This window comes from Ampullimonas aquatilis, from assembly GCF_049675895.1.
Lineage (GTDB): Bacteria > Pseudomonadota > Gammaproteobacteria > Burkholderiales > Burkholderiaceae_D > Ampullimonas > Ampullimonas aquatilis.
The window spans coordinates 1,005,992-1,024,245 of record NZ_CP183834.1; the positions used below are offsets into that span (position 1 = coordinate 1,005,992).

Consider the following 18,254-nt stretch of genomic DNA (forward strand, 5'->3'; position numbering starts at 1 on the left):
ACGAGTTGAATCAAAAGTTGGCATTTAGACAGGCTGAGTCTGGTTTAATCAGACTGTTTTTTCTTGACACTCACTTGCCGGTTTTTGGCGCGTTTGATAAATCCACCCGCTGTGACCCGCTCAGTTGCCTTGAGTGATACTTTTTTCACTGAAGGGCGGCGAGTGCCAGTGCGGCTGGGTTTGACGACCGTGACAGTACGAAGTCCTGCGGCTTTACGACGTTTGGGTTCACCAAGAATTTCCCGCTTGAAGACGGCTGGCGCATGCTCAGGGCGAAACAGAACCAGTAGCTTGCCAATATGCTGTACCGGGGCTGCGTTGAGCTTCAGGCAGACTTGCTCCTGGATGGTGTTACGCTCATCCCGATCATCGGAAAACACTCGTACTTTGATAAGCTGGTGCGAAGACAAGGCAAGGTCAATTTCTTTCAGGACTGCTTCCGTCAAGCCGTCGCCGCCAATCATGACAACGGGTTTAAGGGAGTGGGCCTGGGAGCGCAATTCAGAGCGCTGAGCTGGGGTGAGGGTAGGTGTACTCATTCTTTTCTGTACTATCAAAAGGCTATTATCGCCGATGCGATGCCAATATAGGAAATCTTGCTGTGGCAAAGAACAAATCTAATCAATCCTGGTTGCATGACCATATCAATGATCCCTATGTAAAAATGGCTCAGCGCGAGGGTTATCGGGCCCGCGCCGCCTATAAGCTCAAGGAAATTGATGAAGATGCCAAACTGATCAAAGCAGGCCAGGTGATTGTCGATCTGGGCAGTGCACCGGGTAGCTGGTCGCAGTATGTCCGTAATAAATTTGCTGCGGGTGGCCCTAAAAATGAGGGGAAACTCAATGGCACCATCATTGCACTTGATATGTTACCGATGGAGCCTATCGCCGATGTGCACTTTATACAGGGCGATTTTCGTGAAGAGTCAATCATGCACCAATTGGAAAGGCTTCTGTTGGAAGTTGCTCAAACTGATAAAGTGGATCTTGTGATTTCGGATATGGCCCCCAACTTGTCAGGAGTGGGGATCGCGGATGCGGCGCGGATTGAGCATGTAGTCGATTTGGCGCTGGAATTTGCCGCTAATCACTTGAAACCTGAAGGGGCTTTATTGGTAAAGTGTTTTCATGGGAGTGGTTATAGCCAGCTTGTAGAGAAATTCAAAAAGCAGTTTATTTCGGTAGCACCGAAAAAGCCTAAAGCTTCACGAGATAAATCATCTGAAACTTTTCTGCTTGGCAAGGGCCTTAAAAGATGAAATTAGTTCGCTCATCGCTTGAAAAATAGTTTGTTTTAATGGTTGTCTGCTGGTAAAAGTAGTTGACTATCGGTAAGCGTGACTGCCTGACCACGCGAGAATGTAATTTCTGTCATTAATCCGGATTATCTGGGCCGGACTTATGTGTGCTGGCAGGCAAAGCGGTAGAATGGGTATATTGACTGATGCCACTTGTGAGCAAGTTGGTTGTAAATAGCAGGAATGAACCTGCGTAAAGGAGTACACCTTGAACAATATGTTTTCTAAAGCGGCAATCTGGTTGGTGATCGCTTTGGTGTTGTTTACTGTTTTTAAACAGTTTGACAAGCCGCGTGTCCAAGAGGGCGTCACTTATTCCCAATTCATGGATGACGCAAAAAATGGCAAGATCAAGCGCGTTGAAGTGCAGGGACGGAATCTGCAAATTACCCCTCAGGACGGTCAGCGGTTTGTCATTACTTCCCCGGGTGATATCTGGATGGTTGGTGATCTGATGAAATATGGTGTGCAAGTCACCGGTAAGCCAGAAGAAGAGCCGTCATTGCTGACCAGCATTTTCATTTCCTGGTTTCCGATGCTGCTACTGATTGGTGTTTGGGTATTTTTCATGCGACAGATGCAGGGCGGTGGACGTGGTGGTGCATTTTCCTTTGGTAAATCCAGAGCCAAAATGCTGGATGAAAGTACCAATCAAATTACTTTTGCCGATGTGGCTGGCTGCGATGAGGCCAAAGAAGACGTGACCGAGCTGGTTGACTTTTTGCGTGACCCATCCAAGTTCCAAAAGTTGGGTGGTCGCATTCCTCGCGGTGTCTTGATGGTAGGTTCACCAGGCACCGGTAAAACATTGCTGGCACGTGCGATTGCCGGTGAAGCCAAAGTACCGTTTTTTTCGATTTCTGGTTCCGACTTCGTGGAAATGTTTGTTGGCGTTGGTGCGGCTCGGGTACGCGATATGTTCGAGACTGCTAAAAAGCATGCGCCTTGCATTATCTTTATTGATGAGATTGATGCAGTTGGTCGCCAACGCGGCGCTGGTTTGGGCGGCGGTAATGACGAACGTGAACAAACACTGAACCAGATGCTGGTTGAGATGGATGGTTTTGAAACAGGTGTCGGTGTGATCGTGATTGCTGCGACTAACCGTCCAGACGTACTTGACCCGGCTTTACTGCGTCCGGGTCGTTTTGACCGTCAAGTGGTTGTGCCATTACCAGATATTCGTGGTCGTGAGCAGATCCTGCATGTTCATATGCGCAAAGTGCCCATTGCACCCGATGTCAAAGCAGACATTCTGGCGCGTGGCACGCCTGGTTTTTCAGGTGCTGACCTTGCCAATCTGGTCAACGAGTCGGCCTTGTTTGCGGCACGTCGCAATGGCCGTCTGGTTGAGATGGAAGATTTTGAAAAGGCCAAAGACAAGATCATGATGGGCGCCGAGCGTAAATCGATGGTCATGCCAGAGGAAGAGCGTCGCAATACTGCGTACCATGAGTCAGGTCATGCTCTGGTAGCGCGTTTGCTGCCCAAGACTGATCCGGTTCATAAAGTCACCATCATTCCACGTGGTCGTGCTTTGGGTGTGACCATGCAGCTGCCAACGGAAGATCGTTACAGCATGGATCGCTCACGTATGCTCAATATCATTTCGGTATTGTTTGGCGGACGGATTGCTGAAGAGGTGTTCATGGATCAAATGACCACGGGTGCTTCCAATGACTTTGAGCGCGCCACTCAGATTGCCCGTGATATGGTGACGCGTTATGGTATGACCGATGCACTGGGTCCCATGGTTTATGCAGAAAACGAAGGTGAAGTATTCCTTGGGCGCAGCATTACCAAGACCATGAATATGTCCGAAGAAACCATGCGTAAAGTGGACAGCGAAATCCGTCGGATCATTGACGAACAGTATGCGCTGGCTCGCAAGCTGATTGAGGATAACAAGGACAAGATGCACGCCATGGCGAATGCTTTGCTGGAATGGGAAACCATTGATGCTGACCAGATTGCCGATATCATGGAAGGCCGTCCACCAAGAGCACCAAAAAGTTATGCAACTTCGGGTGGTAATTCTTCCGGTGGTGGTAGCAGCTCAACAGGTGGCGTCGCTGCCAGCGCACCTGCAACCGCCTGAGCATTCAAGCTGCTATAAAAGCGCCAAATAGTTTGGCGCTTTTTTATTTGGTGCAGATTGTTTGTCAGTCTGGTTGGCCCAGATAAGGCAAATTTTCATCTGGTTTCCTGAACAGCGCATTCTCTATCTTTATGGCAAATCTGACTTGTGGTCGCTATATCCTGACTTTGTCGGCAGTGCGCCCCTTGGTGATGGGGATACTTAATGTGACTCCGGATTCCTTTTCTGATGGGGGCCAGTTCGCTATGCTGGACAAGGCGTTGGCCCATGCTCAGGAGATGATTCATGCTGGTGTTGACATCATTGATGTTGGTGGTGAATCTACCCGGCCTGGCGCAGCTTTGGTATCGTTAGAAGAGGAGCTTGCGCGAGTGTTGCCTATCGTCAAAGCCTTGCGTGATTGTGGCAAGCCCTTGTCGATTGATACGTATAAGCCCGAGGTCATGCACGCCTGTCTTGCCGAAGGTGCTGACATGATCAATGATGTGAATGCCTTGCAGGCGCCTGGTGCACTGGAGGCTGTCAAGCAAAGTCATTGCGCCATTTGTTTGATGCATAAGCAGGGCTCACCGCAGACCATGCAAGTGGCACCTAATTATGATGATGTGGTTGATGAGGTTCGCCTGTTTCTGATTGATCGGCTTCATTGTTTGCAAACTGCGGGCATCAGCATGGATCGCATTGTGTTGGACCCGGGTTTTGGTTTTGGCAAGAAACTGGCGCACAATCTGGCTTTGGCCAATACCTTATTGAAAACATCAGTAGCAGATCTGCCTTGGCTGGTTGGCGTGTCGCGTAAGGCCATGCTGGGTCAATTGACTGGACATGATGTCAGCCAACGGGTTTTGCCCAGCATAGTCGCTGCGTTGGCTTTGGCTCAGCAAGGCGCCAGTATTGTACGAGTGCACGATGTCGCTGAAACGATTGAAGCCTTCAAGGTCTGGCAGGCGTTGACGGGTCTACCGATAAATACTGCCAATATGAATTAATTGAATAAAAACCTCAGAAGAAGGAGAAGCAATGTCACGACGTTATTTTGGTACTGATGGTATTCGCGGCACAGTCGGCGAGTCACCGATTACCCCGGAGTTTGCTTTGCGTCTGGGTTATGCCGCGGGCAAGGTGTTGGCACATCAGGCTTCATCCGAAAAATCTGTCTCACGACCAGTGGTATTGATTGGCAAAGACACCAGGGTATCTGGTTATATGCTCGAAGCTGCGCTCGAATGCGGATTTTCTGCGGCAGGGGTTGATGTGATGCTGGCCGGCCCGATGCCGACACCCGCAGTGGCTTATTTGACCCGTGCTTTACGGCTTTCCGTTGGCGTGGTCATTTCCGCGTCGCATAATCCTTATCAGGATAACGGCATCAAGTTTTTTTCCAGTCAGGGTGACAAGCTGCCTGACGAAGTAGAAGCCGAAATTGAACGTGAGTTGGAAAACCCAATGGGTTGTGAATCCTCTGATCATTTGGGCAAGGCCAAGCGCCTGGATGATGCACGCGGTCGCTATATTGAATTTTGCAAAAGCACTTTTCCGGCCGAGCTGGACTTGCGCGGCATGAAGATTGTGGTGGATTGCGCGCATGGCGCCGCCTATCAAGTCGCGCCGGAAGTGTTTCATGAGTTGGGTGCAGAAGTGATTGCCATCGGTAACCAACCCAATGGTTTTAATATCAATGATGGCTATGGAGCGACCGCGCCGGATAACCTGATTTTGGCGGTGCGTGCCAATAATGCCCAGATTGGTTTGGCGCTGGACGGCGATGCGGATCGTTTGCTGATTGTTGATGCGGCGGGTCGTCTGTATACCGGCGATGAACTGCTGTATGTGCTGATAAAAGACCGGCTCCTGGCTGGCCAAAAGATGGCCGGTGCGGTTGGTACCTTGATGACCAATATGGCGGTTGAGCTGGCCATCAAAAAGCTGGGTGTACAGTTTTTGCGCGCCAAGGTCGGGGATCGTTATATTCTGGAATTGTTACGGGAAAAGCAGAAAACCGAAGCGGGCTGGATATTAGGCGGCGAGGGCTCGGGACACTTGCTGGTTTTGGACAAACATACCACGGGCGATGGCACCATTTCTGCCTTGCAAGTATTGTCAGCGATTTCGCGCAGTCAACAATCTTTGGCTGAGCTGACCCAAGAAGTCAATCTGTTCCCGCAAAAACTCATCAATGTGCGGATACAGCCAGGCTATAACTGGCAGGCCAACGACTATTTGCAAAATGAAATCAGAGCGGTTGAACAGGAGTTGGGCGATACCGGGCGTGTGTTGATCCGAGCTTCCGGGACCGAGCCAGTCTTGCGTGTTATGGTTGAAGCAGCCGATGCCAATCTGGCGCAAAAGACGGCTGAAAGACTTGCAAAAGCTATTCAGTAAGACATTTTATTGGGGGTATGTTCAATAATAATCTTGTAATGTACGTATTTATTGGGTTATTTATTTTACTGGTATAGAGTATATTGATGCGATATATCGATCACGGGCAAGGCGGTGAGGCTGCAGTGCTCAAGCTGCAAGAAACTGCTGCACCGGTGATTCTGACTGGTGAAGTGCTCATAGAGGTTTACATAGCCGGTGTGAATCGGCCCGATGTGGCACAACGCACCGGGACTTACCCGCCGCCAGTGGGTGCTTCAACGATTCTTGGACTGGAAGTCGCTGGTCAGGTGATTGCTGTGGCGGACGATATTGCCGCTACGGGTGCCTGGCCGCAAGTGGGTGACTGGGTCTGCGCCCTGACACCGGGGGGTGCCTATGCCGAATTGGTGAGTACGCCAGCGCAACATTGCCTGCCAATTCCCAAAGGTTTTGATTTGCTGCAAGCAGCAGCCTTGCCAGAGAATTATTTTACAGTCTGGTTCAATCTGTTTGAACGAGGTGGTTTAAAAGCCGGGGAACGTGTGCTGATTCATGGTGGTACCAGCGGTATTGGCCTGACAGCAATCCAGTTGGCCAAGGAATTTGGTGCCACGGTGTACACCACGGTCGGCAGCGAGAAGAAACAGTTGGCGGCCCAGCAGGCTGGTGCTGATCTGGCCATTAATTACCGTAGTGAAGATTTTGTGACAGTGATCAAAGCGCTCACTGAAGGGCAGGGTGTCCAGGTGGTATTGGACATGGTTGCAGGAGACTATGTGGATCGTAATCTGCGCGTACTCGGTATGGATGGTCGACTGGTGCAAATTGCACTCATGCAAGGGAGTCGGGCTGACATTAATGTGGCCGCCATCATGACCAAACGCCTGGTTTTTACCGGCTCCACCCTGCGTCCACAAAGTATTGAGCAGAAGGCACGGATCGCTCGGCAATTACTGCAAAATGTCTGGCCGGTGCTGGAAGCTGGGCGCTGCAAACCGGTCATTGATCGCGTTTATCCTTTGGCCGAAGCAGCACAAGCCCATGTTTATATGGAGTCTGGCGCGCATATTGGCAAAATCATGCTACAGGTCAAAACGTCGCCATTTTGACAATCTTGTGTGATTTCAATGACGTTTTGGTGAATGTCACAAAGGTGTCATAATTGCAATTTAACCTGCCATATCCCTTAATCATGCTTTAAAGGAGCATTTAATGCGTGCAGGCAAATTTGCAATATTCACCCTGACTGTCAGTGCAACAGTCTCCTTGTTTGGCGCCGCCAATGCCGCCGAAATTACCGGTGCTGGTGCTTCATTCCCCGCCCCAATCTATGCTAAATGGGCCGATGCCTATCAAAAAGCCACCTCCAACAAAGTTAACTACCAATCCATCGGCTCTTCTGGCGGCATCAAGCAAATCACCGCCAAGACGGTTGATTTTGGTGCTTCTGACATGCCATTGAAACAGGAAGAGCTGGATCAGAAGGGTATGGCTCAATTCCCTACCGTGATCGGCGGTGTGGTTCCTGTGATTAACTTGCCAGGCGTCCAACCTGGTGAGTTGCGTCTGACGGGTTCTTTGCTGGCTGATATTTTCTTGGGAAAAATCACCAAGTGGAATGACAAGCATATTGTTGAGTTGAATCCAAAAGCTAAATTGCCCGATCAGGATATTCTGGTAGTACGCCGTGCTGATGGTTCTGGCACCACATTTATTTTCTCCAACTACTTGTCCAAAGTGAGCGAAGAGTGGAAGTCCAAAGTGGGTGAGGGCACGACGCTGAACTGGCCAGTGGGTACTGGTGGTAAAGGTAATGATGGCGTTTCGGCTTTTGTGCAACGTCTGAGTGGTGCAATTGGCTATGTCGAGTATGCTTATGCCAAGCAAAACAAGATGACCCATCTGTCATTGCAGAATGCTTCAGGTAGTTATGTCCAGCCTTCTGATAACGCTTTTAAAGCGGCCGCTGCTGCAGCCGACTGGAACAAATCTTTCTACCAAATTCTCACCAATCAAGCCAACAAAGAGGCATGGCCAATTTCAGGCGCAACTTTCATTCTGATGCACAAGTCGCAGGATAAGCCGGCTCAAGGTGCTGAAGCCCTGAAGTTTTTTGACTGGGCCTTTAAAAATGGTTCTGTAATGGCTGATGAGCTGGACTATGTGCCTCTGCCAGAGGCTGTTATGAATGTAGTACGTTCCAGCTGGAGTTCCATTAAGGACGCGAACGGCAAAGCAGTACTTCAGTAATCCCCCAAGCTTGTCAGGCAATGATGTCTGGCAAGCTTTTCTTTTTGTACAGGTTTCTTCATGACTGATACCACCGATCTCGACCGCCAGCTGATTACACCAAGCCCTTGGGGTGACCGAATTTTTGCTGCCGTGGCACGCTTGGCTGCCATTGTGACTTTGCTCATGATGGGTGGCATCATTATTTCGCTGTTCATCAGTTCTTGGCCTACCATCAAGGCCTTGGGCTGGAGTTTTATTGTTAGTCCAGACTGGGATCCACCTGCGGATCTCTACGGTGCATTGGTGCCCATTTATGGCACGATCGTGACTTCCCTCATTGCTTTGATTATTGCTGTACCCGTCAGTTTTGGTATTGCACTGTTTTTGACCGAACTTTCTCCCGCCTGGTTGCGTCGCCCACTGGGTACCGCGATTGAATTGCTGGCTGCGATTCCAAGTATTGTTTACGGTATGTGGGGGTTATTGGTTTTTTCTCCGATTTTTGCTGATTATTTTCAAAAACCCTTGCAGATGACACTGGGTAAGTTACCTGTGATTGGTCAATTATTTTCTGGCCCACCATTGGGTATTGGTATTTTGTGTGCCGGCATTATTCTGGCCATCATGATCATTCCTTATATTGCCTCTGTGATGCGCGATGTATTTGAAGTAACGCCAACGCTGCTCAAGGAGTCTGCCTACGGTATCGGTTGTACAACTTGGGAAGTGATGTGGAACGTGGTGCTACCGTACACCAAGGCCGGTGTGATCGGTGGCGTCATGTTGGGCCTGGGCCGTGCTCTGGGCGAAACCATGGCTGTGACTTTTGTGATTGGCAATACCAACGTATTTGGTGGGGCATCGTTGTTTTCACCCGGTAATAGTATTACTTCTGCTTTGGCTAATGAATTTGCTGAAGCTAGCCCAGGCCTTCATACGTCGGCCTTAATGGAGTTGGGCCTGATTTTGTTCCTGATTACTTTCCTCGTATTGTCTGCATCCAAGATTCTCTTGTTGAGATTACAAAGATCAGAAGGAACGAAATAATGTCGGCGACTAACCCCAGACAATTATCTGAACAAGGAAGCGATATGGCTGAACATACATTGACCGCATCCATGCCAATGAGTGCGGATGCAGAAAAGGTGAAAGAGTCTTTGCAGGCGCGTCGTCGACGCACTAACCAACTCGCCCTGACATTGTCCCTGCTTGCCATGGTCTTTGGTCTTATCTGGTTGACCTGGATTCTATTTACGACCTTGCGATTGGGTATTGGTGGTCTGTCTCTCTCCCTCTTTACTGAAATGACGCCACCACCGAATACTGCTGGCGGTGGTTTGGCCAATGCAATCGCCGGTAGTTTTGCGATGGTAGGTTTGGCTACGCTGGTAGGAACACCATTGGGTATTATGGCAGGTGTGTTTTTATCAGAGTATGGTCATGGATCAATCGTGGCTAGCATAACCCGTTTTGTGAACGACATTTTGCTGTCAGCGCCATCAATTGTGATTGGTTTGTTTGTCTATGCGGTGGTGGTCAGCAGAATGGGTAACTTCTCCGGTTATGCCGGCGCAATCTCCCTCGCACTTTTGCAAATTCCTGTGGTGATTCGTACGACGGAGAATATGTTGAATCTGGTGCCCAATGCCTTGCGTGAGGCCGCATTTGCGTTAGGTACACCAAAATGGAAGATGATTTCAGCCATTACATTAAAGGCATCTGTTGCCGGTATTTTGACGGGTGTACTCTTGTCAGTGGCGCGTATCGCTGGCGAGACAGCACCTTTGTTGTTCACTGCACTCTCCAATCAATTTTGGAGCATGGATATGAGCCAGCCAATGGCTAATTTGCCTGTCACCATATTTAAATTTGCCATGAGTCCTTTCAAAGAATGGCAAGAGCTGGCCTGGGCTGGCGTATTTCTGATCACATTGGGTGTGCTTGGATTGAATATTCTGGCCCGTACCCTATTCACGAAAAAATCCTGAGGTTAATCATGACTGTTGCCACTATTAATGTCGATGCAAATATCAAAGCCAAGATTGAAGTTAAAAATCTAAATTTTTATTACGGTAAGTTTCATGCTTTGAAGAATGTCAACATGAACATACCCAATAAGAAAGTGACCGCTTTCATTGGGCCTTCTGGTTGTGGCAAGTCAACCCTGCTACGCACCTTTAACAAGATGTATGCGCTTTATCCAGAGCAGCGTGCTGAAGGTGAAATCAATATGGATGGTGGTAATTTACTGACGTCCACCCAGAGCATTTCCTTGTTGCGTGCTAAGGTTGGTATGGTTTTTCAAAAACCAACACCATTTCCCATGTCTATTTACGATAACATTGCATTCGGTGTCAGAATGTTTGAAAAATTGTCTCGCTCTGAGATGGATGACCGAGTGGAGTGGGCACTGACCAAAGCTGCCTTGTGGAATGAAGTAAAAGATAAGTTGCATCAAAGTGGTAACGGCCTTTCCGGTGGTCAACAACAGAGGTTATGTATTGGCAGAGGTATCGCCATTAAACCCGAAATATTATTGCTCGATGAGCCCTGTTCGGCACTTGATCCAATTTCAACTGGTCGTATTGAAGAGTTAATTGCTGAGCTTAAGGATGATTATACCGTTGTCATCGTAACTCACAATATGCAACAGGCCGCACGCTGTTCCGACTACACTGCTTATATGTACCTGGGTGAACTGATTGAGTTTGGTAAAACTGATCAGATTTTCATGAAGCCAGCACGTAGTGAAACTGAAGATTACATTACTGGCCGTTTCGGCTGAACCGGAGAGCGCAATGAGTGATAAACATTTATCAACACAGTTTGATGCAGAGCTGGCCAAAGTGAGTTCAAAGTTGCTGGAAATGGGTGGATTGGTTGAGGCCCAGGTTAGTCATGCTTTGGCTGCACTGATCAATCGGGATATTGAACAGGCCGAATTGGTGATTAGTACGGAGCCACGTATTAATAGCAAGGAAGTGGAGATAGATGCTGATTGCGCCAATATCATGGCTAGACGTCAGCCTACGGCACGTGATTTGCGTCTGTTATTGGCTATTACCAAGACCATTACCAATCTTGAACGCGTTGGTGACGAGGCCAACCGAATTGCCAAGATGGCAAAAAACACTTTTGAACAAAATAAACCAATTTCAATTAATTTTTCTGAGTTGAAAATTGCCGGCGATCTGGCATTGCAGTTGCTACGTCGCTCATTGGATGCATTTGCTCGTCTTGATACTGTAGAGGCTGCTGCAATCGTTCGTGATGATGATGCCATTGATGATGAGTTTCGCAGCTTTGTGCGTAAACTGATTACTTTCCTGATGGAAGATCCACGTATCATCTCTGTTGGACTGGATTTGTTGTTCGTCGCTAAAGCAATAGAGCGGATTGGTGATCATGCAAAAAATATTGCAGAATTCATCATTTATATTGTCAAGGGAACTGACGTGCGTCATACGCCGTTGGCTGAAATGGAAAAAGAAGCACTTAAATAATCATTTTCTTACTGACCTTATCATGCCAAGTAGTATCTTAGTTGTCGAAGACGAGCCAGCAATTTCCGAATTGATTGCTGTTAATCTCCAGCATGCCGGGCATCATCCCATCAAGGCTTTTAATGCTGAACAAGCGCAGCATATCATGACCGATGTGTTACCTGATCTTGTATTATTAGATTGGATGTTGCCAGGCATGTCGGGCGTGACGTTTGCGCGCAGTCTTCGTTCCAATGATCGGACCAAAGGTATTCCGATTATTATGTTGACGGCTCGTGGCGAAGAGAGTGATAAGGTATTGGGTTTGGAAGCTGGTGCTGATGACTATGTGACCAAACCGTTTTCACCTAAAGAGCTTTTGGCTAGGATTAAAGCAGTCTTGCGCAGACGAGCGCCGCAGCTTACTGAGGATAAGGTCGAAATTAGTGGTCTTTGTCTTGATCCGCTTACGCACAGAGTTTCTGCTAAATACATTGAAAATATCGAAAACAAAGAACAGAACGTTCCTTTGGATTTGGGTCCTACGGAGTTTCGACTGCTACATTTTCTAATGACACATCCAGAACGTGTGCATACACGATCACAATTACTTGATCAGGTTTGGGGTGATCATGTATTTGTTGAAGAGCGTACTGTCGATGTGCACATCAAACGACTGCGAGCTTCATTGGCACCATCTGGTCATGAACGTCTCGTACAGACTGTGAGAGGGGCCGGTTACCGATTTGCAACGGCGTGATTCTTGAATAAAAAGTCATCTCTGCAAGGGTACTGAATTGTCTTTTATCTGGTTGCGTACAACAATCATACTTTGTTTAATCTTCTTGATTACAGCAGGGTTATGGCTCAGTCATGATCAACTTTTGGCACTCATTTTTTGTGGGCTGATGTTATGTGTGCTGGTGTTTTTTCATGTCTTTCATTTAAATCAACTTTTTTCTTGGGCTAAAGCAGCTGATAAGCAAAAAATACCGGTTGGTCGTGGTAGCTGGTCAGAAGTTTTTTATTTGATTAGTCGTGCATTAAGACGTTTTGGTGATGAGGCTGCATTAGAGCGATCTAAGCATGAGCGATTTATCCAGGCGATTCAAGCCTCTCCAAACGGTGTATTAATGCTGGATAACAAGGACCAGATTGAATGGTGCAATGCCATGTCTGCGATGCATTTTGGGATAAATCCAAAATCTGATTACATGCAGAAAATCAAAAACTTGATTCGGCAGCCAAATTTCATTAGTTATTTAGATGGTGAAGAGTTTAGTCAACCATTGACGATACGAAATACGGGCACTCTGCAGAATCAAGTTTTATCTTTGCAGATTTTTCATTATGGCAAGGACGAAAAGCTTTTGGTCTCTCGTGACATTACTCAGTACGAACAAAATGATGCGATTCGTCGCGATTTTGTTGCCAATGTATCGCATGAATTAAGAACACCGCTGACAGTATTGTCGGGTTTTTTAGAGATTATGCGTGATCTTGATTTAAGTGAAGAAGACGAATCGCGTTATATTGAGCTCATGCACGAGCAAGCTGGCAGAATGCAGCATATTGTGGATGATTTACTGACTCTTTCAAGGTTGGAAAATAACTATAACTTGATCAGAGAAACAACTTTTTCTTTGAGCCCGCTGCTTCGGATGCTCACTAGAGATGCGATTGCACTTTCTAAAGGTCGTCATGAGATTGTATTAAATCAAACGGAGGCGATTAATCTACTTGCCTCTGAGTCAGAGATATCTAGTGCGATGAGTAATTTAATTTCTAATGCTGTCAGGTATACCCCAGCGGGAGGTCAAATTAAAATTGATTGGCATCTGGATAAAAAGGGTAATGGAATTTTTTCAGTAACAGACACTGGGATGGGGATTCCAAGAGAGCACATTCCTCGTTTGACCGAGCGTTTTTATCGTGTTGATAAAAGTCGATCCTCTGAAACGGGTGGGACTGGACTGGGTTTGGCAATTGTCAAGCATGTGCTGATGCGACATCAGGCACATCTTGAAATTAGCAGTGTGGAGGGTGAGGGGAGTGTATTTTCCTTTACCTTGCCGACAAGCAGGATATTTCCGATAAAGGAAGTGGTCGTGTAGTTTTATTGGTTCCCTACTCGTTGTATCAACGCTAAGCAGGGAACCAATAAATCAAATTAGAGCATTCTGCCGTTGAGAATAGTTTCCTCAACGAGCTTTTTGGCATCCAATAACTGTTTGTACCAACCTACCGTAAAGGTACGTGGTTCGGCTTTAGTTCTCTCGGACTTGATTGCTTCATAAATTTCATTGACGCCCATTGCTGGTGAGAACTCTGGTTTCCATGAAGTTTTAGCTAAGATCTTATCAAAGGTGGCGCGATAGTCTCGTTTGTCGGCATCTTCAGGAAGCACCTGTACTTCTACAGGAAATGGCAGTGAGTCACGAACTGTCTCGGCAATTGAAAGAATCTTGATGTTGCCCCAACCCACGTTAAATACCTCACCGTCCACAATCTCTCGTTGAGCGGTCAGCATTTCAATAAACGCCGCCGCAGTGTCACGAACGTGGACTAATGGACGCCATTGTTGACCACCACCTGTTACAAAAATACGACCTTTCTCAACAGCATGTAAAGTCATGATATTGACGACGAGGTCAAAGCGCATTCTGTGTGAAAAGCCAAAAACTGTGGATTGACGTAAAACACTGACCGAAAAGTTGTCATCACGTAAAGGCAAAATATCCAATTCGGCATTTAAATTGGCTTTGGCATAAGCTGTCAATGGATTGGTCGGGCTGGTTTCGGAAAGGATATCGCCATCGCTAAAGCCGTAAACGGAACAGCTACTAGCCAAAACATAACGCTCAACACCCGCAGCTTTTGCAGCCTTGGCTACATTGACGCGACCGAGTTGATTGATTTTTGCAGTCAGATCAGGATCTAGATCGCCAGCAGGATCATTAGACAAAGCAGCGAGATCACAGACAGCATAAGCGCCTTCCAGATCTTTTGGTGTTATTTCACGAATATCCGTTTTAATTGCAGTGAAGTGCTCACGCTCTTCCAGATGCTTGACGACATCGCGACCAAAAAACCAACGATCAATGCCAATGACCTTAAAGCCAGCATCCAGCAGGCGTTCGGCCAGTACAGAGCCAATATAGCCACCGCAACCAGTTACAACAACAGTTTTCATAGTATTCCCCAATTATAAAAAATAGTCTTTATAGACACTGAATTATTTATGACTGCGCCTTTTCAACAACCGGCACTACGACGCGATTAATCACATCCATCACGTAATCGATTTCTTCACGACTGATGCTTGGGAAGAAAGGCAGGGTCAATGTACCAGCACCCCATTCACTGCTCACCGGATGGTCCGAGGCTTGATGACCATAGGTGCGTTGATAATATTGGGTTAAAGGTACTGAATTGTAATTGATTGCAACCTGAATCTGATTGTCATTCAGTATACGAATTGTTTCATCGCGAACTGCAGGTGGCACATGAATCGGGAAAATGTGTTCAGCATTCAATACACCATTGATTTCTTTAGGAAATCTGATTGGGGTCGAAGCTAATTTTTCACGATAATAAGTGGCAGATGCTGTTCTTTTTTCGAGACGTTGACGAATGGTTTTGATCTGCTCGGGTAACAGTGCTGCGAGTAAGTCGGGCAAATTGGCTTTGACACCCAGTTCCAGCATATCCCATGGACGGTAATGGCCGGCTTTAAAACGGTCCACAGCACCAGCACTCATGCCATGTAGACGGCGAATTCGAATGCCTTCCGCTAATTCTGCATCATTGGTCACAATCGCCCCACCTTCGCCGCAGGTGACATTTTTTGTGGCGTAGAAGGAAAAAATGGCTGCATCAGAATGCGTTCCAGGCAAATAGCCATCACGCGTACCTTCAAAGCAGTGTGCGCAGTCTTCGATGATCTTGATATCGGTACGGCCAATATCCTGCAGCATTTTCTTGAAGCCAACCATATCGCACATCCGGCCATACAAATGAACCGGAATAATGACTTTGGTTTTCGGTGTAATGAATGCTTTAGCCGCTTCAGGTGTCAATAACAATGAGTCAGCTTCAACGTCCACAAAAACCACTTTTGCACCGAGAATTTGTGCAACGTTGGCACTGGCAATAAAGGTCATGGCAGGAACAATCACTTCATCATTCCTTTCAACACCCATAGCCATCAAACAGGCGATGGCACCATTTGTCCAGCTATTGACCAGCAAACCTTCTTTTGTGCCAAAAAAAGCGGCAAGTTGCTGTTCAACTTCTTTGGCAACTGTACCACTGGTGAGTATGGGAGAATCGACAACCCGAGCGATACCTGCGATATCTTTTTGGGTCATGTCGTGACGGTAAAATGGCACCTGCATAAATGAGCTTCCTTACAATTTGATAATCATATGGAACACATTATGAGACAGGTTGCCAAAATCACATGACTTAAAATTCACATTTTTATGTTAATGCGCATTTACATTTACATTTTGATATAAAAAGTTTCGATTTGTGAATTGTTACTATCTTGTCAGGCTGGCTTTGACACTAGTTGGGTTGATTGATAGTCATTAATTCACCTTGACTATGTAACAAAACTTTGCCACTTGGTCTTTTGCGGGCGTAACCTCCTTGACTATTCATGATCCAAGATGAATAGTTATCCTTCAGGTGAATCAGCAGACCTTCTTTAATTACGCGTGCTTTCAATTTTTTGTCGAGAATTGGAAAGGCAACTTCAACACGTTTTAACAAGTTGCGGTCCATCCAGTCGGCACTGGACAGATACAAATCTTCCTTGCCATCGTTATAAAAATAATAAACACGGCTATGTTCCAGGTAGCGACCAATAATCGACCGGACCTGGATGTTTTCTGATAGTCCCGGCACACTGGGAGCCAGAGTGCAAAATCCTCGCACAATGAGTTCAATTTTGACACCTGCTTGCGAAGCCTTATAAAGCTCTTCAATGACAGACGGTTCTTGCAGAGCATTCATTTTGGCAATGATGCGTGCTTTTTTACCGCTTGCGGCCAGTTTTGCTTCGTTACGAATTGCTGTAATGGTTTTTTCCAGCAAGGTGAATGGCGATTGCCAAAGTAGGTTTAGTCGGTGCTCCTTGCCGAGTCCAGTTAATTGCTGAAATACGAAGTGGACGTCTTCACAGACTTGCTCATTACTGGTTAATAAACCAAAGTCGGTATAGAGTTTGGCTGTTCGTGAGTGGTAATTTCCGGTCCCTAAGTGTGCGTAGCGTTTCAAGCGCATTTTAGGCTTGATAGTGCCTTTTGAGTTTTCGGATGGATTATCGACGGGCTCTCTTCTGACTATCAACAGCATTTTGGCATGACATTTATGCCCAACTACACCATAAACTACGTGGGCACCAACCGCTTCCAGTCGGGCTGCCCAATTGATATTCGTTTCTTCGTCAAAACGTGCCAGTAGTTCCACTACAACGGTCACCTCTTTACCGTTTCTGGCGGCCTGAATCAACGTTTCCATCAAGACGGACTCGTTACCAGTACGGTAGATGGTTTGTTTGATTGCTACAACATTGGGATCGGTTGCCGCATCCTTGACCAGTTCGAGTACTGGGTTAAAAGACTCGTACGGATGATGCAATAAAATATCTCTTTGGCTAATCAGGCTGAACAAGTCGTGATCATTGTTGCGTAAGAGCGTCGGGATGACTGGTGTGTAGGGCGGAAATTTGAGGTCGGGGCGGTCTACCATATCAGGTAGTTGCATGAGCCTGACCAAGTTGACTGGGCCTGGTACACGATAGCAGTCCTGCGGTTGAACGCCGACTTCGGTGATTAATCTTTGAGCAATTTCTGGCGGACAATCAGCTGAGAGCTCCAGGCGTACCGCATCACCAAAATGACGATGAGGTAGTTCACCTTGTAGCGCCGTACGAAGGTCAGTGATTTCATCTTCATCGACAAATAAATCCGAATTGCGTGTGACCCTGAATTGATAGCATCCGGTTACTTCCATCTGCGGGAACAGTTCCCCCACAAATGCTTGCATAAATGAGGAAAGAAAGACAAATCCGTGAGTATGATTGGACAATTCGTCGGGCATTGCGATCAAGCGCGGTAAGGCTCGTGGTGCTTGAACGATGGCAAAACCGGAATTACGGCCAAAAGCATCTTCACCCACTAAAGAAACGGCAAAATTCAGACTCTTGTTCAAAACCCTTGGAAATGGGTGCGCAGGATCAAGGCCGATGGGCGTTAGTACGGGTAATAGTTCGTTAAAGAAAAAATCTCTTGCCCAGGTACGTTGTGCCTCATTCCAGGTAGAAACAACATGAAAATAGATCCCTTCTTTGGCCATTAATGGCATCAAGACGTTGAGCCACATGTCATATTGTTCTTTGACAATAATTTGTGCTCTGGCGCTGGCTTCACGATATGCCTGTAGTGGTGTCAATCCATCAGAATTGGGGATGTTGGGTTGTTCACGCAATTGTTCTTTCAAGACCGCCATGCGGATTTCAAAAAACTCATCCATATTGCTTGAGACAATACAGAGATATTTAAGTCGCTCCAGCAAGGGAATGCGATTGTCGGCTGCTTGAGCAAGGACTCGTGCATTGAACTCTAGGATACCAAGTTCGCGATTGAGAAAAAGAGAGGCAGGCTTTGCAAGAATGTCGGTCATATCCCGGATAGCGTATTTGATAATCAAATGTATGACTATGTGAAAGATTTATGTCATGCGGATGACATTTTAAAAAATTGTCGAAGAA

At 46.9% G+C, this 18,254-nt stretch carries 16 protein-coding genes; 12 read left to right on the forward strand and 4 right to left on the reverse strand.

From position 1 onward, the window contains the following. Positions 1 to 44: 44 nt before the first annotated feature. Positions 45 to 539 (reverse strand): ribosome assembly RNA-binding protein YhbY, encoded by a 495-nt coding sequence (gene yhbY, locus ACMYR3_RS04675; RefSeq protein ID WP_424194991.1) that lies wholly within the window; start codon positions 537 to 539, stop codon positions 45 to 47. 62 nt (positions 540 to 601) lie between these two features. Between yhbY and ACMYR3_RS04680 the strand changes: the two genes are divergently transcribed. The 12 genes from ACMYR3_RS04680 (at position 602) to phoR (ending at position 13,590) form a co-directional block, all read left to right on the forward strand. Beyond that, complete coding sequence (locus tag ACMYR3_RS04680; protein WP_424196364.1) at positions 602 to 1,261, forward strand: RlmE family RNA methyltransferase; 660 nt, start codon at positions 602 to 604, stop codon at positions 1,259 to 1,261. A 247-nt stretch (positions 1,262 to 1,508) separates the two neighbouring features. Further along, on the forward strand, positions 1,509 to 3,398 hold the full coding sequence (gene ftsH / locus ACMYR3_RS04685; protein ID WP_424194993.1) for an ATP-dependent zinc metalloprotease FtsH: 1,890 nt from the start codon (positions 1,509 to 1,511) through the stop codon (positions 3,396 to 3,398). Positions 3,399 to 3,529: 131 nt separating this feature from the next. Then, a complete protein-coding gene (gene folP / locus ACMYR3_RS04690; protein WP_424194995.1) occupies positions 3,530 to 4,387 on the forward strand; it encodes a dihydropteroate synthase in 858 nt (285 codons plus the stop codon). A gap of 31 nt (positions 4,388 to 4,418) precedes the next feature. Continuing rightward, a complete protein-coding gene (gene glmM, locus ACMYR3_RS04695) occupies positions 4,419 to 5,780 on the forward strand; it encodes a phosphoglucosamine mutase (protein ID WP_424194997.1) in 1,362 nt (453 codons plus the stop codon). Positions 5,781 to 5,866: 86 nt separating this feature from the next. After that, a complete protein-coding gene (locus tag ACMYR3_RS04700) occupies positions 5,867 to 6,871 on the forward strand; it encodes an NAD(P)H-quinone oxidoreductase (protein WP_424194999.1) in 1,005 nt (334 codons plus the stop codon). Positions 6,872 to 6,974: 103 nt separating this feature from the next. Beyond that, on the forward strand, positions 6,975 to 8,012 hold the full coding sequence (gene pstS, locus ACMYR3_RS04705) for a phosphate ABC transporter substrate-binding protein PstS (protein ID WP_424195001.1): 1,038 nt from the start codon (positions 6,975 to 6,977) through the stop codon (positions 8,010 to 8,012). A gap of 60 nt (positions 8,013 to 8,072) precedes the next feature. Next, positions 8,073 to 9,041, forward strand: a complete 969-nt coding sequence (pstC, locus tag ACMYR3_RS04710) for a phosphate ABC transporter permease PstC (protein WP_424195003.1) — start codon at positions 8,073 to 8,075, stop codon at positions 9,039 to 9,041. Positions 9,042 to 9,112: 71 nt separating this feature from the next. Beyond that, on the forward strand, positions 9,113 to 9,982 hold the full coding sequence (gene pstA / locus ACMYR3_RS04715) for a phosphate ABC transporter permease PstA (protein ID WP_424196366.1): 870 nt from the start codon (positions 9,113 to 9,115) through the stop codon (positions 9,980 to 9,982). An 8-nt stretch (positions 9,983 to 9,990) separates the two neighbouring features. Beyond that, entirely contained in the window at positions 9,991 to 10,779 is a 789-nt protein-coding gene (gene pstB, locus ACMYR3_RS04720) for a phosphate ABC transporter ATP-binding protein PstB (RefSeq protein ID WP_424195006.1), read from the forward strand. A 13-nt stretch (positions 10,780 to 10,792) separates the two neighbouring features. Then, on the forward strand, positions 10,793 to 11,497 hold the full coding sequence (gene phoU, locus ACMYR3_RS04725; protein ID WP_424195008.1) for a phosphate signaling complex protein PhoU: 705 nt from the start codon (positions 10,793 to 10,795) through the stop codon (positions 11,495 to 11,497). 22 nt (positions 11,498 to 11,519) lie between these two features. After that, positions 11,520 to 12,236 (forward strand): phosphate regulon transcriptional regulator PhoB, encoded by a 717-nt coding sequence (phoB, locus tag ACMYR3_RS04730; RefSeq protein ID WP_424195010.1) that lies wholly within the window; start codon positions 11,520 to 11,522, stop codon positions 12,234 to 12,236. Between the two features lie 37 nt (positions 12,237 to 12,273). Further along, positions 12,274 to 13,590 carry a phosphate regulon sensor histidine kinase PhoR gene (gene phoR, locus ACMYR3_RS04735; RefSeq protein WP_424195012.1) on the forward strand — a complete coding sequence of 439 codons (1,317 nt, stop codon included), beginning with the start codon at positions 12,274 to 12,276 and terminating at the stop codon, positions 13,588 to 13,590. Positions 13,591 to 13,646: 56 nt separating this feature from the next. Here the strand turns inward: phoR and ACMYR3_RS04740 are convergent, their stop codons facing one another. From ACMYR3_RS04740 to ppk1, 3 genes are all read right to left on the reverse strand, one after another. Continuing rightward, complete coding sequence (locus tag ACMYR3_RS04740) at positions 13,647 to 14,669, reverse strand: NAD-dependent epimerase/dehydratase family protein (RefSeq protein WP_424195014.1); 1,023 nt, start codon at positions 14,667 to 14,669, stop codon at positions 13,647 to 13,649. Positions 14,670 to 14,715: 46 nt separating this feature from the next. Then, complete coding sequence (locus tag ACMYR3_RS04745) at positions 14,716 to 15,873, reverse strand: DegT/DnrJ/EryC1/StrS family aminotransferase (protein WP_424195016.1); 1,158 nt, start codon at positions 15,871 to 15,873, stop codon at positions 14,716 to 14,718. Between the two features lie 172 nt (positions 15,874 to 16,045). After that, on the reverse strand, positions 16,046 to 18,157 hold the full coding sequence (gene ppk1 / locus ACMYR3_RS04750) for a polyphosphate kinase 1 (RefSeq protein ID WP_424196368.1): 2,112 nt from the start codon (positions 18,155 to 18,157) through the stop codon (positions 16,046 to 16,048). Between the last annotated feature and the right edge of the window lie 97 nt (positions 18,158 to 18,254).

Bases quoted from the DNA above. Each gene is read 5' to 3' on its own strand.
- yhbY (WP_424194991.1), bottom strand. From the start codon at position 539: ATGAGTACACCTACCCTCACCCCAGCTCAGCGCTCTGAATTGCGCTCC.
- folP (WP_424194995.1), top strand. From the start codon at position 3,530: ATGGCAAATCTGACTTGTGGTCGCTATATCCTGACTTTGTCGGCAGTG.
- glmM (WP_424194997.1), top strand. From the start codon at position 4,419: ATGTCACGACGTTATTTTGGTACTGATGGTATTCGCGGCACAGTCGGC.
- ACMYR3_RS04700 (WP_424194999.1), top strand. From the start codon at position 5,867: ATGCGATATATCGATCACGGGCAAGGCGGTGAGGCTGCAGTGCTCAAG.
- pstS (WP_424195001.1), top strand. From the start codon at position 6,975: ATGCGTGCAGGCAAATTTGCAATATTCACCCTGACTGTCAGTGCAACA.
- pstC (WP_424195003.1), top strand. From the start codon at position 8,073: ATGACTGATACCACCGATCTCGACCGCCAGCTGATTACACCAAGCCCT.
- pstA (WP_424196366.1), top strand. From the start codon at position 9,113: ATGCCAATGAGTGCGGATGCAGAAAAGGTGAAAGAGTCTTTGCAGGCG.
- pstB (WP_424195006.1), top strand. From the start codon at position 9,991: ATGACTGTTGCCACTATTAATGTCGATGCAAATATCAAAGCCAAGATT.
- phoU (WP_424195008.1), top strand. From the start codon at position 10,793: ATGAGTGATAAACATTTATCAACACAGTTTGATGCAGAGCTGGCCAAA.
- phoB (WP_424195010.1), top strand. From the start codon at position 11,520: ATGCCAAGTAGTATCTTAGTTGTCGAAGACGAGCCAGCAATTTCCGAA.
- ACMYR3_RS04740 (WP_424195014.1), bottom strand. From the start codon at position 14,669: ATGAAAACTGTTGTTGTAACTGGTTGCGGTGGCTATATTGGCTCTGTA.
- ACMYR3_RS04745 (WP_424195016.1), bottom strand. From the start codon at position 15,873: ATGCAGGTGCCATTTTACCGTCACGACATGACCCAAAAAGATATCGCA.